Source organism: Ensifer sp. LC11 (assembly GCF_001695835.1).
Taxonomy (GTDB): domain Bacteria; phylum Pseudomonadota; class Alphaproteobacteria; order Rhizobiales; family Rhizobiaceae; genus Ensifer.
Genome location: NZ_MBSO01000012.1, coordinates 98131 through 124034 on the forward strand (window position 1 = coordinate 98131; position 25904 = coordinate 124034).

Below are 25904 nucleotides of genomic sequence, written 5' to 3' on the forward strand. Positions count from 1 at the left end.
GGCTCTCTCCCAATCTTGTCTCACTAACTAGACTGGACCGTCCAGTTTGATTTGTCAATGTGACTGGCCTATTCTGCGTGGCAGGTGATTTGGTGACGTGCGGCAGGGAAGGGGCGCAGGATTGAGCAATGGCGCAAAGACGCGCATGGAGCGCACCCGCAAAGTGATCGTGGCGGCGGCGAGCGAGCTCTTCCTGAAGCGCGGCTTTCTCGGCACGAATATGGATGAGATCGCGGCGAGCGCGGAAGTGTCGAAACAGACGGTCTATTCCCATTTCCAGAACAAGGAGGCGCTGTTTCTGGAAGTGGTGCGCAGCATGACGGGCGGGGCCGGCGACGAATTCCAGGAGCAGGTTGCCGACCCTGATGGCGGGGAGCCGATCGAAGAATTCCTGCTCGACTATGCCAGCCGGCTCCTGGAGATAGTCATGACACCGCGACTGATGCAGGTGCGGCGGCTGGTGATCGCGGAGGTCGAGCGCTTCCCGCAGCTGGGTCAGGCGCTGCATGAACGCGGGCCGATGCGCTCGATCAACAGGCTTGCGGTCGCCTTCACGCGCTATAGCGAGAAGGGTGATATCCGGGTGAAGGATGCGCATGTGGCCGGTGCGTTCTTCAACTGGCTGGTCATGGGCGGGCCGGTGAATGACGCCATGCTGCTCGGGGACGACGGCATCCCCTCCGCCGGAGCCCTGCGGACTCACGCAGAGGAGGCGGTGCGGATCTTCCTTGCCGCGCATCGCAGCTATAACGGTCGCTAGGCTCGATAGCCGGCAGGCTGGATCATTCTCAGGAAAACGGAGTCAGGGACGCCGGACCTGATATCCGGTCTTATCTTGCTTGAAGCCGCAGTTTTCATAGAAGCGAAGCGTCGCCGGATCTTTCGATCCCGTCAGCAGCATTACCTTGTAGCATCCACTGTCCCAGGCCTTGGCGATGGCGTGCCGGATCAGCGCCCCGGCAAAGCCTTTCCGCCGAAACGCGGCTGCGGTGACAACGTTTTCGACCAAGGCGTAGGGCGCAGCGCCTCGCGTCAGGTTCGGTACGATGACAAGCGAGACGGATGCGGCGGCGATACCGCCGGCAAATCCGATGAAGATCGTCATGCCCGGCTGGGCATCTATGGCCGCAAAGCGGTCGGCGGCCAGCGCCGCATCGAGCACCGGGTCATCCGGGTTGAGTTCACTGTAAAGAGCGAGAAGGCCGGGCAGGTCGCCTGCCGAGGCGGCGCGGATGGTCAGGGTGGAACGCGACATGCCTCACTCGTCCTTGGACCCAAACATCCTCTTCAACATGTCGGCCATGGGGCCGGTCGCCGGCAGCTTCTTCGGCTGGGCGGAATTGCGCGCCTGATGGATATGCGACTGGCCGCCCTGCTTCTTCGGGCCCTCGGGCTTTTCGGCTTCGGGCTTGCCGCCGGTCGCCAGCGCGATCTTGTTCAAGAGCTGGGAGTCCTCGCCGCGCACCAGCATGTCGGCATTGTCGGCGATCGCGTCGAGCAGCGGCACCAGCCAGACCTGGTCGGCCTTGGCGAAGTCGCCGAGCACATGGGCGTGCACGAGGTCCTTGACGCCGGGGTGGCCGATCCCGAGCCGCAGGCGGCGATAGTCCTTGCCGCAATGGGCATCGATCGACTTGATGCCGTTGTGGCCGCCATGGCCGCCACCGACCTTGATGCGCGCCTTGGCGGCCGGCAGGTCCAGTTCGTCATAGATGACAGTGATGTCCTTCGGCTGCAGCTTGTAAAAGCGCATGGCTTCGCCGACGGCCTCGCCGGAGAGGTTCATGAAGGTCTGCGGCTTCATCAGAAGAACACGTTCGCCGCCGATCTCACCCTCGGCGATCTCCGACTTGAACTTCTTCGACCAGGAGGCAAAGCCGTGGCGCCGGTGAATGACGTCAACCGCCATGAAGCCGATATTGTGCCGGTTGGCGGCGTATTTCGAGCCTGGATTGCCAAGCCCTGTGATGATCAACATGGTGCGACGCATTCATGATTTCGGGGTGATGCAATCCAAAAACACCGCGCCGTTGCGAAGTCAACGCCTATTTCTCAGCCTGAAGGCTGGCGTTGGGGGTGAGCCCATACTGCTTGAAGATCGCGTCCTGCGTGCCATTGCCGATCAAGCGGTCGAGTTCGTGCTGCATGGCTGCGACCGTGCTGCGCGGCATGTCACGATGGCAGGCGATGCCGTAAAGCTTGCCTTCGAGCACCAGTGCCGCCTCGACCGGCTTGCCTTCGGCGTGCATGCTTTCGAAGGTCTTTTCGGATGTCATCAGGAGATCGACCCGGCCGGCAATCAGCTTTTTCAGGCTGGAGTCGAGGCTGGCGGCATAGTCGATCTTCGGAAAACCGTGCTCGACGAGATAGGCCGCGGAAAAGTCCTCGCGCTGTGTGCCGACCGTGTATTTGCGGGCGGCCTCGAGCGATGCCGGTGCAATGTTCGAACCGGCATGCCGGACCATGACCATGTGGTCAATCAGGAGCGGCTCGATCCATTGGAATTTTCGGTTGCGCGCGGCGTCATGGCCGGTGGTGAAAACGCAAAAGGCGGGATCGGTCTCTGCCAGCATGAAAGCGCGCGCCCAGGGCAGAACGTCGATGGTATAGGGTAGCTTCAGCCGTTCCATGACCAGCTTGACCTGGTCGACTGCAGCACCGCTCGGGCCATTCTCGGTCGAAAAATTGTAAGGCGGATATTCCTCGGTGACGAACTTGATCGTCTGAGCCTCGGCCGTCGTGAAGAGCCCGAGGAAAAATACTGGGATCAGCGCCTTCACATCGTTCCTCCTCTTTGGTGCCTGCCTTGCGGCAAGCGATTTCCGCTGCGTGCGGCCTTGGTGTCCGCCTCTCGTGGGCACACCGCGCCCATCATGCCCGCATGGTCGATGCGGCGGTCGCCTTTGCCTCCGAGTCGCTTTCGAGCATCGTCAGCATCCGATCGACCGGCATCGGCCGACTGAAAAGGTAGCCCTGGCCGCAATTGACACCAAGCTTGCGCAGAAGCTGCCATTGATCCTTCGTCTCGATGCCTTCGGCGACGACCGTGCAGCCCATCTGGTGGGATATGGTGCGGATGCCCTTGATCAGCATGCGGCTCTTGCGCCTGATGTCGGCGGTGCCGGAGCTGAGCGAACGGGTGAAGGACTGGTCGACCTTGACGATATCGACGGGGAAACGGTTGAGGTAGCTCAGCGACGAATAGCCGGTGCCGAAATCGTCGAGCGCAATCCGGCAACCAAATTCGTTGAGCTGCTTCAGCACCGCATGGACTTCCGGATTGTCGAGCATGAGCACAGCCTCGGTGATCTCGACGACGATCCGGTTCGGTGAAATATGGTGCCTCAGCAACAGGGCAGCGAGCTTGTGCGGCAAGGTCAGCTCGAATTGCAACGGGGAGAAGTTGACGGCCAGGTAGGTGTCCTGCGTTCCGTCGAGCTCCGAGATTGCCGCGAGATGGTGGATCGCCTTTTCGAGGATGCGGTCGCCGATGCGCGCGATCGTGCCGGTTTCCTCGGCAATGCCGATGATCTTGCCGGGTGCCATCAGGCCCTTTTCCGGGTGGTTGAGGCGCATCAGTGCTTCAAAACCGACAATCTGACCGTCGGCAAGGCTGACGATCGGCTGCAGCCAGGCCTCGAAGTGATCGTCCTTCAGTCCGGCCTCGATGCACTGTTCGATCTCGTGGCGCTCGCGGGAGGCGTCGAGCATGCCTGCATCGAACACCTGCAGCCCGTTCTTGCCGTCGTGCTTGCGCGCGTACATTGCCATATCCGCCTTGAGCAGCAGATCGGAGGCGTTTTCGGCGTGGGTCGGATAGACGGCGATGCCGACGCTGGCGCTGACGAAAAGCTCGTTGCCGGCGATCGTCATCGGTTCGTGCAGGGCGGTCACGATGCGCTCGCCGATCTCGCTCGCAACCTCGGCTGCGCGCGCGTCGGAGAGCAGGATGGCGAATTCGTCGCCGCCGAGGCGGGCCATAATGTCGCCGGGAGGCAGGGCAGCCTGAATGAGTTCGACCGTGTGGCGCAGCACCTCGTCGCCGGCGGCGTGTCCGAAGTTGTCGTTGATCCATTTGAAACGGTCGAGGTCGATGAACAGGCAGCCGAGTTGCATGCCGCAGTCGTCGGCCTGTTTGATTGCCTCGTCGAGTGCGGCCTCGAAGCCCTGCCGGTTGAGGAGCCCGGTCAGGTGATCGGTGATCGCCTGGGTGTGGTTGCGGCTTTCTGCCTGCTTCAACGCGGTGACGTCGGTCATGACGGAGAGCGACAGGCTGCTTTCGCCGGTTGCCTTCGTTTCCTGGATCAGCACCGTCATTGCGTCGCCATCCGCTTTGCGGAAGGGAACGGTGACCTCGCGGATCGCATGGTCGCCGACGGCGATCGTCTTGGCATGGCTGCGATAGGTCTCGTGCCAGTACGGGTCGATGAAGTCGATGAAGTCACGACCGATGACATCGTCGCGGTCGTAGCCGGTTGCAAGCAGCCAGTAGTCGCTCACGGCAAGCAGGCGGCCGTCGACATCGATCGAAAACAGCATCGCGGGCGTGAGGTTGTAGATATCGGTGACGCGCTCATGCGCGTTCTTCAGCTCGGTCTCTTCACGCTCGAGGCGGTCCTGCATCTCGTTGAAGTTGGCAGCAAGCGCGCCCATTTCGTCGTCGGAGGTCCAGTCGACGCGGTGCCGCGATCCGAGCCGTCGGGTCGCCTCGATCGCCGCTGTCAGGCGCATCAGCGGGCGCATCACCGTGAAGCGATTGCCGACGAGCGCTGCGGCGAAAACGATAGCTACCGCGAAGAGCAGGATGGCCAGGATTGCCAGCTCATCCTTGCTGAATTGCGAAAGCAGGCCTGGCGTTGGAACTCTGACCTCGATGCGACCGACCGCCTTCAGGCCATCGACCGATTGATACGAGATGGGCAGGCTGAGGAGCCGGTCCTTGGTGCTCGCTATGGCGCCACCGAGTGGCATCTGCGCGAGGACCGAGCCGGTTTGATCGCGCACAGTGACGGAGAGAATGTCGGTGCCGTTGATCAACGAGCGGGCGATGTGCTTGATGCCGTCGCTGTCGAAGTCCCAGATCGGCTTGCCGAGTGCTTCGGCGCTGGCGGCCATCAAGAGTTCGATGTTGTGAAGGCGTTCGCGCGCGATGCGGTCGCTGGAAATGCTGAGGAAGAGCGCAAGCAACGGGGCGATGAAGACGAGCATCGCACCACAAACAATTGCAATAAACCGGTTCTCCACGGAGTGCATCATCGGATGCACGCCTTAGACGCTGCTGCCACGCATCTCATGTTCGGATTCTCTTTAAGACTTGCCCCAATTTCCCCGCAAGAAGAACATCATCAAAACCTTAAATGTTGCTGAAATCGCTTCATGATAAATCGTAGTGCAGGCCATCCGGAGGCCGCAGCGGATGCGCCGTGCTCCAAAAGCAAAAAGCCCGCCCCAAGCGTGTGGGACGGGCTTTCGATCAGGGTAGAACGACCAGCGTCTGGCGGGTCGTTCGAAGCGAATTAGGCTTCTGCTTCGCCTTCGGCCTCTTCCTTCACGCCACCGGCCGGAGCGACGATCGTCGCAACGGTGAAGTCGCGGTCGGTGATAACCGGGGTCGCGCCCTTCGGCAGCTTGATGTTGGAAATGTGGATGGCGTCGCCGACCTTGAGGCCGGAGAGATCGACGGACAGGAATTCCGGAATGTCGTCGGCCGAAACGTTGAGTTCGACTTCGTGGCGAACGATGTTGAGAACGCCACCAGCCTTGAGGCCCGGGGACTTCTCTTCGTTTTCGAAATGAACCGGAACTTCAACGGTAACCTGGCTGTCCTTGGAGACGCGCAGGAAGTCGACATGCATGGTGAAGTCGCGGACCGGATCCAGCTGGTAGTCCTTCGGCAGGACGCGGATCTTTTCGCCGTTGACGTCGATGGTTGCGACGGTGGTCATGAAACCGCCGGCGTGGATCTTCATCGTCACTTCCTTGGTGGAGAGTGCGATGGAAACGGGGGCCTGCTTGTCACCGTAGATGACCGCCGGGATAAGACCGTTGCGACGAAGTTCACGGGAGGACCCCTTACCAACCCGTTCGCGCGTCTCGGCCTTGAGCTCATAAGTTGCGTGGCTCATGGGTAGACCTTTCTGTGTCTAATTCTGGAGAGTTCAGCCGCCATGCGGAAGAACCGAAGCCGCAAGGACTTCATCCGCGTTGCCTCCAAGGGTGTCTACGCGGACGGGCGCTCCATAGACGAGATCACCCGCGAATGCAAGCTTTGCCGCAGATTCAGGCCCTTTTGCCTGTGAAGCGTGCTAACGCCAGCATCACCCCGCCGGCAATCAGACCCCAGAAGGCGCCCGAGACGCCGCCGAAGCTGACACCGGAGGCGGTGACCAGAAAGGTGATGGCAGCAGCCTCGCGGGTCTTGGCATCCGTGAAAGCGGCAACCGCCGAACTGGCAAAGGCGCCCACGAGGGCGAGACCCGCCACGGCCTCGATCAAGATGGAAGGCGCGAGGCTGACGAAGGTGGTGACGGCGCCGGCGAGCAGACCGAAGAGGATGTAGAAGGCGCCGGCGTTGATCGCCGACCAGTAACGTCTTTTGTGATCGGGATGGGAATCACTGCCGGCGCACATGGCGGCGGTGATCGCGGCAAGATTGACGGCGTGGCCGCCGAACGGTGCGCTCAGCATGGAAAAGAGACCGGTCGTGGCAAACAGCGGGCCGGGGGCGGGGTGATAATCGTTGACCTTCAGCACCGCGATGCCGGGAATGTTCTGTGACGCCATGGTGACGATGAAGAGTGGCAGGGCGATACTCACCATTGCCGCGACATTGAACTGGGGGAGTGCGAATTCGACCGTCGGCAGCAGCGCCGAAGAGAGCGCAGCGAAGGCGCCTTCAGGGATTTCGACGCCAATGGCGATGACGAGCACGAAGGCGAGGAGGGCGGCGGGAACCGCGTAGAGCTTGTTGACGCTGCCGACGACGGCCCAGGCGACCAGGATCGGCAAGCCGAAAAATGGATTGAAGGCGATCGCCTTGACCGGCGCGAAGCAGAGGCTGAGCAACACGCCGGCGAGCATCGCATTGGCAAGGGGTGCCGGAATGGAGGAGACCAGCCGGCCGAGCGGCTTCCAGAGACCGGCGACGACGACCAGCAGGCCGCAAACGAGGAAGGCGCCGACCGCGGCGTTGAAGCCGCCTTCAACGACGCCGGCACTGGCGAGCAATGCGGCACCCGGCGTCGACCAGGCGATGCTGATCGGTAGCCGTGTGACGGCGCTGAGGATGATCGCGCAGACGCCCATGGAGACTGAAAGCGCCATCAATCCGGAGGCCGCCTGCGTTTCGCTGGCGCCGACGCCGGCAAGGCCGTGCAGCACGACGGCGAAGGAACTGGCGAAGCCGACGAAGGCGATCAACAGACCCATGAAGAGGCTCTGGAGCGAGAAGTCACGAAACATGGTGGGCAACCGGCTATAGTGGGTTTGAGTCGCGGCAATAGTGCTCTTTGGCGTACCACATTCGGCCAAGCTGTCGATATCGGCCGCGTGATGCACCGATCAAACTCGCTGACGGGTGATCGCCCTCGAACCTTCGTCTGGCTGGACCTTCGCGCAAGACGGCGGCTATAGTGGCGCCGCTCGGATGTGGCCGCTTGGGAGATCGGCCGTATCGACTATCGCCGGACGACGCTTCAGGGAGGAAGCCGATGCCTGCCGTCAGGGACCATTCGGAACTCGTCTACAGGGTTGCGCATCAGCCGTCCGCCGCCGCGAGCTCGCCGGTTGCCGCCTCCTGGCGCCGCTGCATGACCCTGCATGGACTTGTCCCGGAGGAGGCGCGTACGCCGGTTCGGCTGTCCGAAAGTGAATTCCTCAACGCCCGCGAGCGTTCTGGCGAACTGGTGGCCGAGGCCGGGATCGAACTTGATCGATTGTTCGCGACCGTCGGCAAGGCCGGCTGTTGCCTGCTGTTGACGGATGCCAGTGGCGTGGCGCTTGAGCGGCGCGGAGCCGTCGGTGACGATGCCGATTTTCGGGGCGTCGGGCTATGGTCGGCAACGGTCTGGAGCGAGGCGAGCGTCGGCACCAACGGTATCGGCACGGCGATCGCCGACGAACGCGCCGTCGTCATCCAGCGCGACCAGCATTTCCTCAGCAGCAATATAGGCTTGAGTTGCGCCACTGCACCGATCCGCGATCATCGTGGCCGGCTGGCTGCCGCCATCGACATCTCCACCTGCCGCGACGATGCCTCCGAGATCACCATGTCGATCCTGTCGCAGGCGGTGCGCGATGCGGCGTCCCGCATCGAGGCTGGCCTCTTCCGCCGCGCCTTCGCCGGCGCGCGCATCGTGCTGGTGCCGGTCGACCGTGCCGGGCCGGCCCTGCTTGCCGTCGATCGGGATGATCTCGTGCTTGGCGCCACGCGGGCTGCGCGGCAATGGCTTGATCTCGATGACAAGCGGATTGCCGCGGGCGTTCCGGCCTCCGATCTTCTGAGGGAGGATCCGTCGGGCGCCGCCGGCGAGCTTCCCGATGCGGAACGCGCCGCACTTCGTCGCGTCCTTTCCCGCGCCAACGGCAACGTCTCGATGGCCGCCGAATTGCTCGGCATCAGCCGCGCCACGCTTTACCGCAAGATGAAGCGGCTTTCGGTCAACTGATCATCACCGCAGATGCCCCTCATCCCAACCTTCTCCCCGCAGGCGGGGAGAAGGGACGTGGTCTATAGCGGTCTTCGTGCTTGCGTTGGTCAAGGGTCTTGGGGGCTCGGAGCGTGCGGCTTGCCTCCTTCTCCCCGTGAGAACGGTGGATGGCGACCCAAGCTCTCCCACGGGCTCGCGCGCCCCAAGGTCTCTCGGTCTCCCATCCACCACCGCAACCGGCATTACATGGCCAACCGCGGACAAAGGAAAGTTACAAGGTCCCGGCAGGGGGATGAGGGGCGGACGCTGACACCTGCGCCCCTCGATTGTTGCGCCGCAGCACGATGACCGGCGCCAAGCTGTCTCAATATTGAAACAGATCACCTCATGGTCGAACGCGCCTCACTATCGAAGACGCAGGTTCAACCTCACTCTTCCTCCCACAGCCCCGTTGCTGGTTTTCAGGGAGGAATTGACCATGCTGCATCAGAAGATCGTCGAAAGCCCGTTCAAGCAGAAATACGGCAACTTCATCGGCGGCGAATGGCGCGAGCCAGTGGCCGGCCGCTATTTCGACAATACGACGCCGGTGACCGGCGGCGTGCTGTGCCAGGTGGCGCGCTCGGATGCCGCCGATATCGAGTTGGCGCTTGACGCCGCTCATGCCGCGCGTGAGAAATGGGGCCGGACATCGGCTGCCGAGCGCTCCAACATCCTGATGAAGATCGCCGGCCGCATGGAGGACAATCTCGAACTCTTGGCGCGGGCCGAAACCTTCGACAACGGCAAGCCGATCCGCGAAACGATGGCGGCCGACATTCCGCTCGCCATGGACCATTTCCGCTATTTCGCCGCCTGCATTCGCGCCCAGGAAGGCTCGATCGGCGAGATCGACCATGACACGGTCGCCTATCACTTCCACGAGCCGCTCGGCGTTGTCGGCCAGATCATCCCCTGGAACTTCCCGATCCTGATGGCCGCCTGGAAGCTGGCGCCCGCACTTGCCGCCGGCAATTGCGTCGTCTTGAAACCGGCCGAGCAGACGCCCGCCTCGATCCTCGTCTGGGCAGATGTCGTCGGCGACCTGCTGCCGGCGGGCGTGCTCAACATCGTCAACGGCTTTGGCCTTGAAGCCGGCAAGCCGCTCGCCACCAGCCCGCGCATCGCCAAGATCGCCTTTACCGGCGAAACGACGACCGGCCGGCTGATCATGCAATATGCCAGCCAGAACCTGATCCCGGTAACGCTGGAGCTCGGCGGCAAGTCGCCGAACATCTTCTTTGCCGACGTGCTCTCGGAGGACGACGACTACTTCGACAAGGCGCTCGAAGGCTTTGCCATGTTCGCGCTGAACCAGGGCGAGGTCTGCACCTGCCCGAGCCGCGCGCTGGTGCAGGAGAGCATCTGTGATCGCTTCATGGAGCGGGCGCTGAAGCGCGTCGAGGCGATCCGCCAGGGCAATCCGCTCGACAGCGCCACGATGATCGGGGCGCAGGCGTCCAGCGAACAGCTCGAAAAGATCCTCTCCTATATCGATATCGGCAGGCAGGAGGGTGCCGAAGTGCTGACCGGCGGCGGCCGCAACGTGCTCGAAGGCGAGTTGGCCGAGGGCTACTACGTCAAGCCGACGGTTTTCCGCGGGCACAACAAGATGCGCGTGTTCCAGGAGGAGATCTTCGGGCCGGTCGTTTCGGTTACCACCTTCAAGACGGAAGCCGAGGCGCTGGAGATTGCCAATGACACGCTCTACGGCCTCGGCGCCGGGGTCTGGAGCCGCGACGCCAACCGTTGCTACCGCTTCGGTCGTGAGATCCAGGCCGGGCGCGTGTGGACGAATTGCTACCACGCCTATCCGGCGCACGCAGCCTTCGGCGGCTACAAGCAGTCCGGCATCGGCCGCGAGACCCACAAGATGATGCTCGACCACTACCAGCAGACCAAGAACATGCTGGTGAGCTACAGCCCGAAGGCGCTTGGCTTCTTCTGACCGGGATTTGCTTTTCCCGGTCGCCGGGGAAGGGAGCGGGAGGAAAGGCATTCTCCGCCTTTCCGTCCGTTCGACTGCTGGCTGAGGCGTGCTCTCCATCCGCGCCTCAGCCAGCCAATGCCATTTACTGTTTACTGTGCGCACGAACGCAGAGGTTTGCGGATGTCTTCCGAACCGACAACAACGACCGGGACCAACGAACCACGCGTGCTGGCAACGGATGCGGCGCTGGATTTCATCGCCGAAATCCGCCGCGACCATCCGGATATCCTGTTTCACCAGTCCGGTGGCTGCTGCGACGGCTCGTCGCCGATGTGCTACCCGGCGGACGACTACATCGTCGGCGACAATGACGTGAAGCTCGGCGAGATCGGCGGCGTGCCGGTCTATATCAGCGCCAGCCAGTTCGCGGTGTGGAGGCACACCCAGCTGATCATCGATGTGGTGCCGGGCAGGGGCGGCATGTTCTCGCTCGACAATGGCCGCGAGAAACGGTTCCTGACGCGCTCGCGGCTCTTTGGCGGCGGCGAGGCGTGCGCCGTGGTCTTTCGCGGGCGCTGAGCCTAGTTCCGCTCGCGCCCGATCTTGGCCGCCAGATCGAGAAAGGCGCGCAATTTCGGCTGGGTCTGGGCTTTGGCCGGGAAGTAGAGAAAGAGCCCCGGTGACGCTGGCAGGAAGGCCTCGAGCACCCGTTCAAGGCGCCCGGCTGAGACCGCGTCGCGCACAGAGAGATCGGGCAGATAGGCGAGCCCGACACCGGCCTCCGCCATTTCCACGAGCATCTGGAAGTCGTTGACGGTAAGCCCACCCGGAACGTCGACTGAGAAATCGCGTCCGTCCCGCTCGAACTCCCAGCGGTAGATCGCGCCTGATGCCGGATAGCGATAGCGGATGGCCTCGTGGCGCGTGAGCTCCTCAGGCGTCGTCGGTCGTCCCCGTTTCACGAAGTAAGCGGGAGAACCGACCACGGTCCAGCTGATATCGGGCGTCAGCCGGACCGCGATCATGTCTTTCTCGACCGCTTCGCCGATGCGAATGCCGGCATCGAAACCGCGCTCGGTAATGTCGACGGCGGCATCGTCGATCGACACTTCCACGGAGACATCGGGATAGGCCTGATGGAAGCGCGGCAAGAGCGGCGTCAGCACGAGCGGGATCGCCATGCGCGGCACGGTCAGCCGCAGATTGCCCATCGGCCGATCGCGAAAATCACCGAGCAGCTCATAGGCCTCGGTGATCTCCGCCGCCGCAGGTCGTACGCGCTTCAGGAAGGCGCTGCCGGCCTCGGTCAGCGCGACGCGCCGGGTGGTGCGGACGAAGAGCTGGAGGCCGAGACGGGCTTCGAGCGTCTTGATCGTCTGACTGACGGCGTTCGGCGTGATGCCGAGCCCGGCTGCTGCGGCCGTGAAGCTGCTGCTCTCGGCAACCGCCAGGAATTCCCTCAGCCCGTCGAATGGATCGTGTGCCATCGGCCTATTATGAAGGTTCTCTTCGGAAGCTTTGAAGATAGCGGCTATTTTTCGTCATAATCAGCTTTGGCATGTTCGCCGCAAGACAATTCTGTCTCTGAGGAAGGAGAGCGACATGCAATACACGACGCTTGGAAGCACCGGTCTGGTGGTCTCGCGGCTTGCCTTCGGGGCGATGACATTTACCGCCGGCGACCGCAGCATCGGTGCCATCTACAAGACCGATGCCGAAGCAGCGGATGCCCTCGTAGGCCAGGCGCTCGATGCCGGCATCAATTTTTTCGATACGGCCGATGCCTATGCGTCCGGGCAATCGGAACGGATCCTCGGCGAGGCGCTCAAGGCTCGCCGCGACGATGTGGTGATCGCCACCAAGGTCGGCTTTCGCACCGGTGGGCCGCTGACACAGTCGGGCCTTTCGCGCCGCCATATCCTCTGGTCGGTCGACCAGAGCCTGAAGCGTCTCGGCACAGACTGGATCGATGCCTACATCGTTCACAAGGAGGACCCGCATACGCCGCTCGAGGAAACGCTTGTCGCGCTCGATGCGGTCGTGCGCGCCGGCAAGGTGCGCTACATCGGCTTTTCGAACTGGTCGGCCTGGAAGGTGGCGGCAGCCCTCGAAATCCAGAAGGCCAACGGGCTGGCATCCTTCAGCCATGGCCAGATGCACTATTCGCTGCTTGGCCGTGATGTCGAGCGTGACGTCATCCCAATGATGCAACGCTATGGGCTGGGGCTGACGGTCTGGAGCCCGCTGGCCTCCGGCTTTCTCTCGGGCAAGTACACCCGCGACAATCTCGGCGATCCGGCCAACCGCTATTCCGGTTTCGACATCCTGCCCTTCGACAAGGAACAGGGATTCAAGCTGGTGGAGCGCATGCGGGTGATCGCCGAAAACCATGGGGCGAGCGTGGCGCAGGTGGCGATCGCCTGGCTGCTTTCGAGACAAGCGGTGACGAGCGTATTGCTCGGCGCTTCCAAGCCGCACCAGTTGAAAGACAATCTCGGTGCGGCCGATCTTGTTCTGACGCAGGCTGAAATCGCGGCGCTCGATGCTGAAACGGTGCCGGTGCCTGTCTATCCCAACTGGTTCATCGACAATCTCGTCGATCAGCCGGTGGCGCAGGCGCTCGGAAAGTAGCGCCATTCCCGCAACGAAAAACGCCGACGCGTTGGCGCCGGCGTTTTTATGACTGTCGAATTGAAAACGAAATCAGTCGAAAAGGCTCGAGACCGACTCTTCCTGGCTGGTGCGGCTGATGGCTTCGCCGAGCAGGCCGGCGGTCGTGATCACCCGGATGTTGTGGGCCGACTGGACGGCCGTGGTCGGCTGGATCGAGTCGGTGATGACCAGTTCCTTCAGCATCGACGAGGTGACGCGGGCAACCGCGCCGCCGGAGAGAACGCCGTGGGTGATATAGGCGGTGACACTGGTCGCGCCGTTCTTCAGCAGGGCTTCGGCCGCGTTGCAGAGCGTGCCACCCGAATCGACGATGTCGTCGATCAACAGGCAGTCCTTGCCCTTGACATCACCGATGACGTTCATGACCTCGGATTCACCCGGACGGTCGCGGCGCTTGTCGACGATCGCCAGCAGACAGTCGAGGCGCTTGGCGAGCGCACGGGCGCGAACCACGCCGCCGACGTCGGGCGAAACGACCATGACGTTCTTCAGGTCATAGTTTTCCTTGACGTCGCGGGCGAGGATCGGGATCGCGTAGAGGTTATCGGTCGGGATGTCGAAGAAGCCCTGGATCTGCCCGGCGTGAAGATCGAGCGTCAGCACGCGGTCGGCGCCGGCTTCGGTGATCAGGTTGGCGACGAGCTTGGCGGAGATCGGCGTGCGCGGACCGGGTTTGCGGTCCTGGCGGGCATAGCCGAAATAGGGAAGCACGGCGGTGATGCGGCGGGCGGAGGAGCGGCGCACCGCGTCGATCATGATGAGCAGTTCCATCAGGTGATCGTTGGTGGGGAAGGAGGTCGACTGGATGATGAACACATCCTCGCCGCGCACGTTTTCGCCGATCTCGACGAAGATTTCCTGATCGGCGAAGCGGCGTACCGTCGCTTTGCCGAGAGGCAGATTGAGATAGTTGCAGATCGCTTCGGCCAGCAGCCGGTTCGAATTACCTGCGAAAACCTTCATTGACGGACCGCCTTGAGCTGGCGCGGTCACCGTCCGGTGCTTTTTCCGGGGCGGTGTGTTCCGCGCAGATTCCGAGAGCCATTCCAATCGCGGACATTCTTTGCGGATGGCCGCCGTTCAGAGCTGATCGGCCGCTTTTTAGCGAGACTGAACTTGAATGCAAGGGGAATGCTGCGCCGCGAAGGCCAATATCCTAAAAACTTTGTGTCAACCGGCCTGAGATTGCCGCCATTCGAGGTAGGCGTCGATGGTTTTCGTTGCGATTCCCTGCATGGTTGTTGCCGGCACCGCGCTCCACAAGTCGGCGCCGCCGCCGGGAACGGAGTCCTGCCCCTGGATGCGGTGCAGGCGGTTGCCGCCACCGTCGAGCACGTCCCAGACATAAACGACGGTCGTCTTGTCGCCGTCCTTCAGCGCTGAGAAATAGCCTTTGAGAATATGTTCGCTGCTGGCATCCGCCGAACCCTTGATCGTCAGGCCGCGGGCGCGCGCGTCGGCTCCGAGCTGCTTGGAGAGTGGCGTGACCGCCTGAACGGGTGCGCCGATAATCGGCAGGAAGCGAATCGTGCCACTGGCAACGGCACTTGCTTTCGGCAAGGCGGCGACGGTCGGCTGACTTTGGATCTCTTCGGCTGCGGCCGCCGTCTGCTGTACCGGCGTCGGGTGGCTCTCAATCGTGTTCTGGACCGGAGCCGCGCCGGCGGCAAGCCGACTTGCCTGCGCTTCGAACGAGCCGGCTGGATCGGTGTAGGTCGCGTCGCCGGTGGCGTAGGCCGTCGGTGTGTTCGAAGCGGCCGGCTGAGGAGAGTAGGCCGTCGCCTGGGTGACGGGCTCGCGCTGCACGGGGGCGACGTCCGTCTGGGCCGACATGGCGTCGAGATCGGCTTGCGTCACGGGCGGCGAGCGAAAGGTTCCCGCGCCGACGTCGACCTGTGGCGTCAGCATCTCGGTGCTGTTGCAGCCGGCCACGGCCACGAGGAGGCCGAGGCCAACGATAGGCATGGTGCGTTTTCGCATGTTCAAACCGTCCGTTTTCCTCGCGGCAGTTTTCCTGAAAAGTCTCCTGTCGTCTGCCAGTTCACGAGCAGTCTAGGCGGATTTCCCTAAGCGGAGATGAAGTCGAGGCCATAACGCGACAGCGCACGCGGCGTGTCTGATGTGGTGAGGTAGGTCTGGCCGAGGGTCATGGCGGCACCGCTGTCGGAATCCATGATGATCATGTGCACGAACAGCGACATGTTCGGCTCGATCTCCTGCGGATTGCCGAGGTGGAACATCTGATGCTCCATCCAGGAGGGCGAGAAGCGGGCGCCGAGCGAATAGCCGCAGGCGTTCAGCCGATGGCGGGCAAGGCCGCGCTCGTCCATGATCTTCGCATGCACGTCGAAGACGGTGCCGAAGGTATTGCCGGGACGCAGCACCATCTCGATTGCCTGGATTGTCTCGCGGCAGGCGCTGTAGAGCTCGCAGTGACGGTTGGTCGGCTCGCCGATGATGACGGTGCGCATCATCGCGGCGTGGTAGTGGGCGCTGACGCCGGCCCATTCGAGGGTCAGCTGGTCCTGGGCGTCGAGCACACGGCGCCCGGCCTTGTAGCGGCACAGCAGCGCATCGGCGCCGGAACCGATGATGAATTCGTTGGCCGGGTAGTCGCCGCCGCCCGAGAGGATCGCGCCCTGCATCGCCGCAAGGATTTCGGCCTCGTTGCCGCCGGGACGGATCAGCGGCAGCGCGGCATCGAGCGCGTCGTCGGCAAGGCCAGCCGCCTTCTCGACATAGGCGATTTCGGCTTCGCTCTTGATCAGGCGCAGGCGGCTCACCAGCAGCGAGGCGTCGATCAGTTCGCCGAACGTCTGAAGCTGGCGATCAAGCAGCCGCGCGTTGCGGCCGGTCAAGCCGTGCGTGTCGTATTCGACGCCGATGCGGCAGCCGAGCAGGTCCAGTTCGCTCAAGAGGTTCTTGAGGTCCATGGTCGGATCGGCATTGGCCCGATCCACCCAGACCTCGATGCGCTCGATGTTGGAGGTGTGGCGCGCCTGGCGCAGATCGGCCGAGCGCGTCAGAAGCACCATCGAGCCGTCTTTCTTCACGACCAAGGTCTGGAAGAAGCAATAGCCGAAGGTGTCATAACCCGTCAGCCAGTACATGCTCTCCTGAGCGAAGAGCAGCACCGCGTCCAGCTTCTCCTCGCGCATCTTCTCCGTCAGCCGCTCAAGGCGGCCTGCATATTCTTCCTGGGCGAAATGAAGTGCCATGTCAGGTTCCCCGTATGCAAATGGCGGAAATCTGTCTGCCGTAGTCCGGCTCCTGCCTGTGGGTCGTGCGGCGATAGGAGAAGAATCGTTCCTCGTCCGCATAGGTGCAGATGTCGAGGTTTTCGGCGGTAACGCCGGCCTCGGTCAACCGCCGGACCGTGAGGCCCGGCAGGTCGAACATCGCATGGCCGTCGCGTGTCGACGGGCTGAAATAGGATTGATAACTGTCGTTGGCCGCGACGAAACGCTCGACGAATTCGGCGCCGACCTCATAGTTGCTCCGGCCGATCGACGGGCCGAGGCAGGCGACGATGCGCTCGCGCCTGGCGCCAAGCGAGACCATCGCGTCGATCGTGCTTTCAAGCACGCCGCCGAGTGCGCCTTTCCAGCCGGCATGTGCTGCGCCGATGACCTTGGCTTCGGCGTCGGCAAAGAGGATGGGGCCGCAATCGGCCGAGAGCACACCGAGCACGATACCGGGTGTTGCCGTCACCAGCGCGTCGGCCTCAGGGCGGGCGCCGTCATAGGTTTCGTCAACCGCGATGGCGTCGGGGGAGTGGACCTGATGCACCGTCGCCAGTCGCTCCAGCGGTGCGCCGAACCAGCGGGCGACGCGGGCGCGATTCTCGTTGACGCGGGTGCGATCATCCTGGGAGCCAAGGCCGACGTTGAGGCCGCGATAGAGCCCTTCGGACACGCCGCCCTGCCGCGTGAAATAGCCATGAGCGATCGCCGGCCCGACCTTCTCGCTAAAGAGCGAGCTTTGCACGGGGGAAAGCGCGGCATCATGCTGCATTGGTATATTCGCCTTTTCTTTCTGAATAAAATCAATGGGTTTGAGGGCGCGTTCCGGCCCGGCGACTGGCGGTTGATTTGCCGGCGCGATGTTGACCCGCGATGGCGGGGCTGTCAATTCCCGAACGGCAGGGGTGCCGACGGCCTGCGATCTCGAAGGGTGGTCATCGCCGATAAGCATTGACGACAGCGCCTTCCTTCAGGGCCCGCATCCGCACGACGAACAGCGGAAAACAAGAGGTCGGTATGGCTCCTTATCTGCAATCTTTGCGTGGGGCGCCGTATGGGAGTATTGTCTAATATAATAGGAAATGCCTGTGCTTTCGGGAGGAGCAGATGAAGCGAAGAACCGAGATCGAAGGGAGGACATCGCGCCGCAAATTCCTGGGCGGTGCGGCAATGGCCGGGGTTGCAATGGTCGCTGCACCGAGCGTTGTCAAGGCGCAGGGGCCGATCAACATGCGCTGGCAAAGCACCTGGCCCTCCAAGGACATCTTTCACGAATTCGCGCTCGATTTCGCCAAGAAGGTCAATGATATGACCGGTGGCGATCTGAAGATAGAAGTGTTGCCTGCCGGCGCCGTCGTGCCGGCCTTTGGGCTGCTGGACGCCGTTTCGCAGGGAACGCTCGACGGCGGCCATGGTGTCCTCGTCTACCATTACGGCAAGCAGGCGGCGCTGGCATTGTGGGGCTCCGGGCCCGGGTTCGCCATGGATGCCAACATGCTGCTCGCCTGGCACAAATACGGTGGCGGCAAGGAGTTGCTCGCAAAACTCTATGAATCCATTGGCGCCAACGTGGTCTCGTTCCCCTATGGGCCGATGCCGACGCAGCCGCTCGGCTGGTTCAAGAAGCCGGTCGCAAAACCCGAGGACCTTGAGGGCTTGAAGTTTCGTACGGTGGGCATCTCGATCGATGTGTTCACCGGGCTCGGCGCGGCGGTCAATGCGCTGCCGGGCGGCGAAATCGTTGCGGCGCTCGATCGCGGCCTGCTCGATGCGGCTGAGTTCAACAACGCCTCGTCCGACCGGGTGCTCGGTTTCCCGGATGTATCCAAGATCTGCATGCTGCAGAGCTACCATCAGAATGGCGAGCAGTTCGAAGTGATGTTCAACAAACCGAAATACGACGGTCTGCCTGATCAGATGAAGGCGATCATCAGCAACGCCGTCGAGGCGGCATCTCAGGATATGGCCTGGAAGGCGATCGATCGCTATTCGACGGACTACCGGGAGATGCAAACCACCGACAAGGTCAAGTTCTACAAGACCCCGGAGACAATCCTCAAGAAGCAGCTGGAGGTCTACGACGAGGTGGTGAAGAAGAAGGCAGCGGAAAACCCGCTGTTCAAGGAGGTGCTTCAGTCCCAGCTCGCTTTTGCCGAGCGGGCCACGCGCTGGGAACAGGACACCGTCGTCAGTCGACGGCTGGTGTTCGACCACTACTTCGGACAGGAGGGCGTAGCGAAGGATCTCTGACGGTCACCTCGCGTCAATCAAATGCGATGCATGCAGACGATGGCCTCATCTCGTTTCACACATCGGAAGCAGGTGAAGGGTCACATTACTGAAAAATCAAAGCGTTACAGCGAAATCTGTGCGTATTTCAAAGCCAGGCTGCTGTAGCGCCCCTCTTGCAGCCGGGGGCACGCGTGAACGTCCAGCATATTCTGCTCAGGGTCGATGCGATCAGCGTGTGGATTGGCAAGGCCGCAGCCTGGCTGATCATCGGGCTGATGACGATGATCTGCGTTGAGGTCGTCAAACGCTATATCCTGAACATGCCGACGGCCTGGATATTCGACGCCAGCAACATGTTCTACGGCACACTGTTCATGCTCGCCGGCGCCTATGCCCTGGCGCAGAATGCCCATGTGCGCGGTGACTTCCTCTACAGTTCCATGCGACCACGCACGCAGGCCGCCCTCGATCTGGTCCTCTATGTTCTCTTCTTCCTGCCGGGCGTCACTGCGCTCGTTTACGCCGGCTACGATTATGCCGCGCTTTCCTGGCGGATCGGCGAACATTCGACCGTGACGGCCGAGGGGCCGCCCATCTACTATTTCAAGACGGTCATCCCGGTCGCAGGCGGTCTTGTCCTGCTTCAGGGGCTGGCCGAGATCACACGCTGCATCACTTGCCTGCGGACGGGCGAATGGCCAAGTCGACTGAAGGATGTGGAAGAGCTCGACGTCGTCGCCGAACAGCTCGAACACAGCGAGCATGTGGACACGGAAACACGCGAGGCGGCGATCGAGCGTGCGCAGGAGATCGACCGGGCGGCGCGGCAGCGGGGAATGGGGGGAGACGGCGAAACGTGAGCGATCCACTCCTCGGACTGATGATGCTGATGCTCATCGTGGTGGTCATCATGATGGGGTTTCCGACGGCGTTTACGCTGATGGGGCTCGGCATGCTTTTCGGGTTCTACGCCTTCTACAATCCGGCCGAGCACTGGATCGACAATCGCGTCTTCGACCTGATGGTACAACGTACCTATGGGGCGATGACCAATGACGTTCTGATCTCGATCCCGTTGTTCGTGCTCATGGGCTACGTGATGGAGCGAGGGGCGCTGGTCGACAAGATGTTCTATAGCATCCAGCTCGCTTTCAAGCGGGTGCCTGCGTCGCTTGCCGTGGCGACTCTCATCGTCTGCACCTTCTGGGGCATCGCCAGCGGCCTCGTCGGTGCGGTGGTCGTGCTGATGGGGGTGATTGCGTTCAATCCGATGTTGCGCGCCGGCTACGACGTGAAGCTTGCTGCCGGTGTGATCACGGCGGGCGGCACGCTCGGCATCCTGATCCCACCGTCGGTGATGATCATCGTCTATGCGGCAGTGGCGGGACAATCCGTGGTGAAACTCTATGCCGCCGCGATGTTCCCCGGGTTTTTCCTGGCACTTCTCTACCTCGCCTATATTCTCGGCTGGGCGCTCGTCAGTCCGAAGATCGCTCCCCCCTTGCCGGCGGAACAGACGAAGGTGCCCGTCAAGGCGTGGATGCGTGGCCTGCAAGCGTCCTACTCGCCCAATATGCTGGCCGGGCTTTCCCGCGCATTGGTCTCGCCGGCAAGGGCGCTGGCTCTTGAGACCGAGGAGGGGCCTCTCACCTATTGGGCGATCGTCAAGAACTTCTGCGCCGCCTTGGTTCCGCTCGCGCTGACGGCTTGCGCCATGGCGCTCGTATGGTGGTATGTCGTCATCCACCCGCAGGCATCGGCAGAAGCGGAGGCCCCGGAGGGGTTGGAACAGCTCGGCGCGCCGGCGGCGGATGCCGGACCGGCCGCGATCGACGGGCCGACGACAAGCTTTTACGTGTCATTCTGGCTGATTGCCGCAATCGCCGCGGTGGTCCTTGCCCGCTACTACCGCAACATGGGGGCGGAGCGGCTACAGGTGGTGAAGCTTCTCGTCTCCTCCGTCATGCCGCTCGGCATCCTCACCATCATCGTGCTCGGCGTTATCCTGTTCGGGATCACCACCGCGACCGAGTCGGCCGCTGTCGGCGCAGCCGGGGCTTTCCTGCTCGCGTTCCAGGCCCGCACGCTCAATTGGAAGCGTACAAAGGAAGCTGTGTTTCTGACGGCGAAGACCACGGCCATGGTGTGCTGGCTCTTCGTGGGCTCAGCCTTGTTTTCCGCCGTCTTCGCCATACTGGGCGGCCAGGCGCTGATCGAGCAATGGGTGCTCTCGCTCGATCTGACGCCCGTGCAGTTCATGATCCTGTCGCAGGCGATCATCTTCCTGCTCGGCTGGCCGCTGGAATGGACCGAGATCATCATCATCTTCGTGCCGATCTTTCTGCCGCTGCTAAAGCACTTCGACATCGATCCCATGCTCTGGGGCGTTCTCGTCTTCGTCAACCTGCAGGCGGCATTCCTGTCGCCGCCGGTCGCTATGTCCGCCTTCTACCTGAAGGGGGTTTCGCCGCCGCATGTGACGATCAACCAGATCTTCGCCGGCATGACGCCCTATATGCTGATCGTCGTGCTCTGCATGGTCATCATGTATATCTGGCCCGGGATAACCCTCTGGCTCCCGAACTATCTCTATGGCAACTGAAGAATGGCCCTGCAGCTGGGCTACAGCGCCGCGCGGTTTTATCAGACGCGCGAAGGCCGCCGTAGCGCTTTGAATCACTGCATGTTTTTGTCCTTAAATCGGGTGCGATTAAAGGAGACATGCAGTGTGCGATCAGGCCTTTGGCTTGCGGAAAGGGGAAAGCGTAACCGGAGGGCTGCTGACGGCCAGAACCTTGAACAGTTCCCCCATCTTTCCGGCGCCGGCGCCGGCGAGCCTTTCGACATCCTGGCGGATGCCTTCCTGCGTCAGCGCATCCTTGTCGCGGCCGAGGGCGGCAGCGCGTTCCAGAAGACCGAGGCCGACCAGGAAATCGCCCTGGTGAGCGAGGCCGTTGATCTGCACATCGTCGGTCTTGGCGCGGCGGGCGAGCTGTTCGAAGTCGACGTGGCTGGTCAGGTCGGCTCGGCCCGGATTGGCGAGCGGCGGATCATATTCGTGATCGCGCACAGCCTGCAGCGTGTCGCCGTAGCTGGTGGCGAGATGACCGTAATCGATGATGACGGCGGTGCCGCCGCTGACCTTCAGTCGCTCGCAAAGGGCCGACATGACCGCATCGCGGGCAGGGGCAATTTCGAAGATCGTGCCTTCGGCCACGCCCTGCGCCGGCGCCGGCAGGAGGTCCGGATCGATGCCGGCAACACCGGCGGCAAAGGTCAATTCGTCGTCGGCATCAAGACCGACCATGCGCTCGCGAAAACCTTGCGACGTGCGCACGAACTGGCGGATCGGGATGGCGTCGAACAGTTCGTTGGCGGCGAGCAGCAGGAAACCTTCCGGCAACGTCTCGAAGCTCGCGTGCCAGTCAACCTTGTTGCCGTGGGCGGCAAGCGTTTCGGACTGGATCTTGCGCAGGCGGTCGCTGGTTTCGACGAGGTGTATGCTTGCCGAGGCGTAGAGGTCGGGCGCGAGACGGCGCACGACGCGCAGCATGTCTGACATCATCGTGCCGCGACCGGGGCCGATTTCGGCGATCACGGCGCCTTCGGGCTTGCCATGCTGCTGCCAGGCGTGGACGAGGAAGACGCCGATCATCTCGCCGAAGAGCTGGCTGATTTCCGGCGCGGTCGTGAAATCGCCCTCTTTGCCAAAGGGCTCGTGAACCCGGTAGTAGCCGTACTCCGGGTCCGCGAGGCAGAGCGAAAAATAGTCAGTGACACTGATCGGGCCGTGAGCCTTGATCAGCGTCTTGATCTTGTCGGCAAGTGGTGTGGTCATGCGTTCGTCCAGTTAGCGGGACGCGACCGCAAGGCCGCGCCCGTTTGTCTCGCACATCAAGCGGCGGCTGTGCTGCGCGCCCTGGCAATCGCCCAGATGCCGGCGAGTGCCATCGGCAGCGAGAGCAACATGCCCATCGTCAGCCAACCACCGGCAAGATAGCCGATCTGCGCGTCCGGTTCGCGGAAGAATTCGACGAAAATGCGGCTCAGCGCATAGCCAAGCACGAAGATGCCGGTGACGAGTCCCGGATATTTCAGGGCCTGGCGGCGGTAGATGAACCAGGCAAGCACGCCAAGCAGCACGAGACCTTCGAGCGCGGCTTCGTAGAGCTGGCTCGGGTGGCGCGCAAAGGGTCCGCCGGTCGGAAAGACAATTGCCCAGGGCATCGACGACAGCCGTCCCCAGAGCTCACCGTTGATGAAGTTGGCGATGCGACCGAAAAACAGGCCGATCGGCACCACAGCGGCGACGATATCGAACAGGCTCCACAGCGCGATCTTGTTCTTGCGGGCAAACAGGATCATCGCAAGCGTGGTGCCGAGGAAGCCGCCGTGGAAGGACATGCCGCCGTTCCAGATTTCCAGCGCCCGGATCGGGTTGGCGATGACCGAGGCAAGGTCGTAGAAGAGGATGTAGCCGATGCGGCCGCCGAGCACGATGCCGCCGGCCGCCCAGAGCAGGAAGTCATCGAGCTGCTGGAGCGTGATCGCTGCTGCGTTGTCGCGCCAGAGCGCGGCGTTCATTGCGAGGCGGCGCGCGTAGAACCAGCCAATCAGGATGCCCGCGACATAGGCGAGCCCATACCAGTGAACGGCAAGCGGTCCGATCTGGAAGATGACAGGATCGATTTCGGGGAAGGGGAGGATGGCGAGGCGGGTCGCTAGAGTTTCCAATTTGATTTTTCTCGTGCCGGGCCGGTTGTTTCGGCGGAACATGGCGAGCGATTTCCGCCCGGTCAAGGGCAGCAGCACGCACTCCGGACACAGGGACGTGATGACGGGACGTGATTTCCCTTGCATCCGCCCGCCGCTGACCCTACCTGAAATCCATGACCGCATCGCAAGGCGAGGCGATGGCTGAAATGGAGATCGCGACGATGAGCACAGGCGCCAACCGCATTCTGGATGACTTTGCCAAGCTGATGACCGACGCCGCGGGCGCTGCCCAGGGCGTGCGCCGTGAGGTAGAAACCGCCTTCCGTGCGCAGGCCGAACGCACGCTGAATTCGCTCGACGTGGTCAAGCGCGAAGAGTTCGAAATGGTCAAGGAAATGGCCATCAAGGCGCGCGAGGAAAACGATGCGCTTCTCGCCCGTATCGAGGCCCTGGAAGCGCGCCTCGTTGATACTGGCAAGTAACGCGATTCCCTCGAAATAACGGCATTTCAGCGTTTTTGCTGCGCCCGCGGATCGATTTCGCGGGCGTTTTGCTGCCGCCTATCCGTTGCCGTTCGAGAGGGCGTTAAGGCAGGTTAATAAAACGTGAAAAGTTTTCCACCTGTGGACACTGCCAAAAAACCCTTATGGCAGAGTCAGTTAAGCTCAGCCGCTGCATTTGGATGACAACGTAGGCGCGATTGTTCACGGCTATTTTCGGGCCGAGGGGCTGGCAGCCTGACTCCGCCATTATACACTGATTTTAAATGATGATTCGAAACGAACCACGTAAGCTCCGGGCAGGGTAAGTCAGCCAGGATGGATGTGAGTTCAGCAATCATAGTGTGTTCGTAATCGGTGTTGGGTTTGCAGCGTTGCGTCGTGTGAGCGTGATGACGCATGCCTGCTCCACACCTATGCAGGGTGATGCATGAGCCTTTTGGAAATGGAAGTCGAGCGCCAATCCAACCCGGTCGATATGATCGAGTTCGTGGCTGCAAATAACGACTGGTCGTTCGAGCGATCCGGCGAAGACGAAATCGCCATGACGGTCGAAGGCAAGTGGGCGGACTACCACGTTTCCTTCTCCTGGATGGAGGAATTCGAGGCGCTGCACCTTGCCTGTGCCTTCGACATCAAGGTGCCGGAAAGCCGGGTAAACGAAGTCATCCGCCTGCTCTCCCATATCAATGGGCAGGTGCTGATGGGCCACTTCGACCTGTGGCGCCAGGAGGAGGTCGTGATCTTCCGCCAGTCGCTGCTGCTTGCCGGCGGCGCCGAGCCCACCAACCAGCAGGTCGAGGTGCTGCTTTCAAGCGCACTTGACGCTTGCGAATCCTATTATCAGGCGTTTCAATTCGTCGTCTGGTCCGGCATGGACGCGCAGCGCGCGGTCGATGCGGTCCTGTTCGAAACGGTTGGAGAGGCTTGATCATGGCAACTGCCGCTTCCGGTCCCATCGTCCTCGTCGGCGCCGGTAACATGGGCGGCGCCATGCTTTCCGGCTGGCTGAAAAGCGGCGTCAAGGGCGCCGACGTGCTCGTCGTCGATCCCGGTCCGCCGCCAGCCATGGCGCAGCTGATTTCAGACAGCGGTGTCACCCATGCGACGTCGGCGCCATCCGGCGTCCAGGCGGGCGTGATCTTCCTTGCGGTCAAGCCGCAGGTGATGGGCACGGTACTGCCGCCGCTGAAATCGCTCGTCGGTGCCAACACGGTCATCGTGTCGGTCGCCGCCGGCAAAACACTCGCTTTCATCGAAACGCATCTGGGTGCTGCCGCCACGGTTCGCGCCATGCCGAACACGCCGGCGATGATTGGCCGTGGTGTTACCGGTGCATTTGCCAATGCCCGCGTCAGCGCAGCGCAGCGCAGCCAGGTCCACGACCTGCTGAAGGTCAGCGGCCCGGTCGAATGGGTCAGGACCGAGGCCGAGATCGATGCCGTAACAGCCGTCTCGGGCAGTGGCCCGGCCTATGTCTTCTACCTCGTCGAGTGCATGGCGGAGGCGGGTCGCAAGGCTGGCCTCGAGGCGGACCTCGCCATGCGGCTTGCGCGGGAAACCGTCGCGGGGGCCGGCGAACTGTTGCACCAGTCCCCCGACGAGGCGGCGCGGCTGCGCCAGAACGTGACCTCGCCCGGCGGCACGACCGCCGCAGCACTCTCGGTGCTGATGGCTGACGACGGTATGCAGCCGCTTTTCGACAAGGCGATTGCCGCGGCGCGCAAGCGGGCGGAAGAGCTGGCCGGCTGAAACGCACGCGCCAGCCAAATGTACATTGCGGCCCCGCGGCATCGTCGTGGGGCCGATCCATTTCAGGGGTCGGGGATCACCGGGCGCTACGGGAGGGATTGCTCCCGAGGTGCGGGCCGAACCTTCCGGAATCTCGCCCGATGCTTTAAGCCATCGTCGGCGAAGAGCTTTT

24 protein-coding genes are annotated in these 25904 nt (G+C 62.4%); 11 read left to right on the forward strand and 13 right to left on the reverse strand.

Annotation, left to right across the window (positions count from 1 at the left end; all coding sequences use genetic code 11):
* The first annotated feature begins 121 nt into the window (after positions 1-121).
* Positions 122-760, forward strand: coding sequence for a TetR/AcrR family transcriptional regulator (locus BBX50_RS09175; protein ID WP_244513123.1), 639 nt, complete (start codon positions 122-124; stop codon positions 758-760).
* Between the two features lie 42 nt (positions 761-802).
* Here BBX50_RS09175 and BBX50_RS09180 read toward each other — a convergent pair whose 3' ends face one another.
* The 6 genes from BBX50_RS09180 to BBX50_RS09205 form a co-directional block, all read right to left on the reverse strand.
* Positions 803-1255, reverse strand: a complete 453-nt coding sequence (locus BBX50_RS09180) for a GNAT family N-acetyltransferase (RefSeq protein WP_065775010.1) — start codon at positions 1253-1255, stop codon at positions 803-805.
* Positions 1256-1258: 3 nt separating this feature from the next.
* Positions 1259-1978 carry an aminoacyl-tRNA hydrolase gene (pth, locus tag BBX50_RS09185; protein WP_065775011.1) on the reverse strand — a complete coding sequence of 240 codons (720 nt, stop codon included), beginning with the start codon at positions 1976-1978 and terminating at the stop codon, positions 1259-1261.
* Between the two features lie 67 nt (positions 1979-2045).
* A complete protein-coding gene (locus BBX50_RS09190; RefSeq protein WP_065775012.1) occupies positions 2046-2780 on the reverse strand; it encodes a transporter substrate-binding domain-containing protein in 735 nt (244 codons plus the stop codon).
* A gap of 91 nt (positions 2781-2871) precedes the next feature.
* Complete coding sequence (locus tag BBX50_RS09195) at positions 2872-5256, reverse strand: EAL domain-containing protein (protein WP_065775013.1); 2385 nt, start codon at positions 5254-5256, stop codon at positions 2872-2874.
* 260 nt (positions 5257-5516) lie between these two features.
* Positions 5517-6125: a 50S ribosomal protein L25/general stress protein Ctc gene (locus BBX50_RS09200; RefSeq protein ID WP_065775014.1), complete on the reverse strand. Its 609-nt coding sequence runs from the start codon at positions 6123-6125 to the stop codon at positions 5517-5519.
* Positions 6126-6279: 154 nt separating this feature from the next.
* Positions 6280-7461: a benzoate/H(+) symporter BenE family transporter gene (locus BBX50_RS09205; RefSeq protein ID WP_065775015.1), complete on the reverse strand. Its 1182-nt coding sequence runs from the start codon at positions 7459-7461 to the stop codon at positions 6280-6282.
* Positions 7462-7709: 248 nt separating this feature from the next.
* On the opposite strand from BBX50_RS09205, the gene BBX50_RS09210 reads away from it, so the two are divergent.
* The 3 genes from BBX50_RS09210 to BBX50_RS09220 all read left to right on the forward strand — a co-directional run bounded on the left by BBX50_RS09210 (position 7710) and on the right by BBX50_RS09220 (position 11196).
* Complete coding sequence (locus tag BBX50_RS09210) at positions 7710-8666, forward strand: helix-turn-helix domain-containing protein (protein ID WP_065775016.1); 957 nt, start codon at positions 7710-7712, stop codon at positions 8664-8666.
* 460 nt (positions 8667-9126) lie between these two features.
* Positions 9127-10635, forward strand: coding sequence for an aldehyde dehydrogenase (adh, locus tag BBX50_RS09215; protein ID WP_065775017.1), 1509 nt, complete (start codon positions 9127-9129; stop codon positions 10633-10635).
* A 162-nt stretch (positions 10636-10797) separates the two neighbouring features.
* Complete coding sequence (locus BBX50_RS09220) at positions 10798-11196, forward strand: DUF779 domain-containing protein (protein WP_065775018.1); 399 nt, start codon at positions 10798-10800, stop codon at positions 11194-11196.
* 2 nt (positions 11197-11198) lie between these two features.
* Here the strand turns inward: BBX50_RS09220 and BBX50_RS09225 are convergent, their stop codons facing one another.
* Positions 11199-12104 carry a LysR family transcriptional regulator gene (locus BBX50_RS09225; RefSeq protein WP_065775019.1) on the reverse strand — a complete coding sequence of 302 codons (906 nt, stop codon included), beginning with the start codon at positions 12102-12104 and terminating at the stop codon, positions 11199-11201.
* A gap of 115 nt (positions 12105-12219) precedes the next feature.
* On the opposite strand from BBX50_RS09225, the gene BBX50_RS09230 reads away from it, so the two are divergent.
* Entirely contained in the window at positions 12220-13248 is a 1029-nt protein-coding gene (locus BBX50_RS09230; protein ID WP_065775020.1) for an aldo/keto reductase, read from the forward strand.
* Between the two features lie 72 nt (positions 13249-13320).
* Here the strand turns inward: BBX50_RS09230 and BBX50_RS09235 are convergent, their stop codons facing one another.
* From BBX50_RS09235 to pgeF, 4 genes are all read right to left on the reverse strand, one after another.
* Entirely contained in the window at positions 13321-14253 is a 933-nt protein-coding gene (locus BBX50_RS09235) for a ribose-phosphate pyrophosphokinase (protein WP_065775021.1), read from the reverse strand.
* 207 nt (positions 14254-14460) lie between these two features.
* Entirely contained in the window at positions 14461-15270 is an 810-nt protein-coding gene (locus BBX50_RS09240; protein WP_065775022.1) for a hypothetical protein, read from the reverse strand.
* An 86-nt stretch (positions 15271-15356) separates the two neighbouring features.
* The gene (locus tag BBX50_RS09245; protein ID WP_065775023.1) at positions 15357-16508 is read right to left on the reverse strand and encodes a Xaa-Pro peptidase family protein; all 1152 of its coding nucleotides are present in this window, start codon (positions 16506-16508) and stop codon (positions 15357-15359) included.
* A gap of 1 nt (position 16509) precedes the next feature.
* On the reverse strand, positions 16510-17304 hold the full coding sequence (gene pgeF, locus BBX50_RS09250; RefSeq protein WP_065775420.1) for a peptidoglycan editing factor PgeF: 795 nt from the start codon (positions 17302-17304) through the stop codon (positions 16510-16512).
* A 335-nt stretch (positions 17305-17639) separates the two neighbouring features.
* On the opposite strand from pgeF, the gene BBX50_RS09255 reads away from it, so the two are divergent.
* From BBX50_RS09255 to BBX50_RS09265, 3 genes are all read left to right on the forward strand, one after another.
* Entirely contained in the window at positions 17640-18782 is a 1143-nt protein-coding gene (locus BBX50_RS09255; protein ID WP_065775024.1) for a TRAP transporter substrate-binding protein, read from the forward strand.
* Between the two features lie 173 nt (positions 18783-18955).
* Positions 18956-19624 carry a TRAP transporter small permease subunit gene (locus BBX50_RS09260; RefSeq protein WP_065775025.1) on the forward strand — a complete coding sequence of 223 codons (669 nt, stop codon included), beginning with the start codon at positions 18956-18958 and terminating at the stop codon, positions 19622-19624.
* Positions 19621-21366: a TRAP transporter large permease subunit gene (locus tag BBX50_RS09265; protein ID WP_065775026.1), complete on the forward strand. Its 1746-nt coding sequence runs from the start codon at positions 19621-19623 to the stop codon at positions 21364-21366. Before BBX50_RS09260 ends, BBX50_RS09265 begins: the two co-directional genes overlap by 4 nt.
* 132 nt (positions 21367-21498) lie before the next feature.
* Here BBX50_RS09265 and BBX50_RS09270 read toward each other — a convergent pair whose 3' ends face one another.
* Both BBX50_RS09270 and lgt read right to left on the reverse strand, forming a co-directional pair.
* Positions 21499-22602, reverse strand: coding sequence for a class I SAM-dependent methyltransferase (locus BBX50_RS09270; RefSeq protein WP_065775027.1), 1104 nt, complete (start codon positions 22600-22602; stop codon positions 21499-21501).
* Positions 22603-22658: 56 nt separating this feature from the next.
* Positions 22659-23498, reverse strand: coding sequence for a prolipoprotein diacylglyceryl transferase (lgt, locus tag BBX50_RS09275; protein ID WP_065775421.1), 840 nt, complete (start codon positions 23496-23498; stop codon positions 22659-22661).
* 203 nt (positions 23499-23701) lie between these two features.
* Between lgt and BBX50_RS09280 the strand changes: the two genes are divergently transcribed.
* The 3 genes from BBX50_RS09280 (at position 23702) to proC (ending at position 25732) form a co-directional block, all read left to right on the forward strand.
* Complete coding sequence (locus BBX50_RS09280; RefSeq protein WP_065775422.1) at positions 23702-23962, forward strand: accessory factor UbiK family protein; 261 nt, start codon at positions 23702-23704, stop codon at positions 23960-23962.
* A gap of 448 nt (positions 23963-24410) precedes the next feature.
* Positions 24411-24911 carry a YbjN domain-containing protein gene (locus BBX50_RS09285; protein ID WP_043618087.1) on the forward strand — a complete coding sequence of 167 codons (501 nt, stop codon included), beginning with the start codon at positions 24411-24413 and terminating at the stop codon, positions 24909-24911.
* 2 nt (positions 24912-24913) lie between these two features.
* On the forward strand, positions 24914-25732 hold the full coding sequence (gene proC, locus BBX50_RS09290; RefSeq protein ID WP_065775028.1) for a pyrroline-5-carboxylate reductase: 819 nt from the start codon (positions 24914-24916) through the stop codon (positions 25730-25732).
* Positions 25733-25904: the final 172 nt, after the last annotated feature.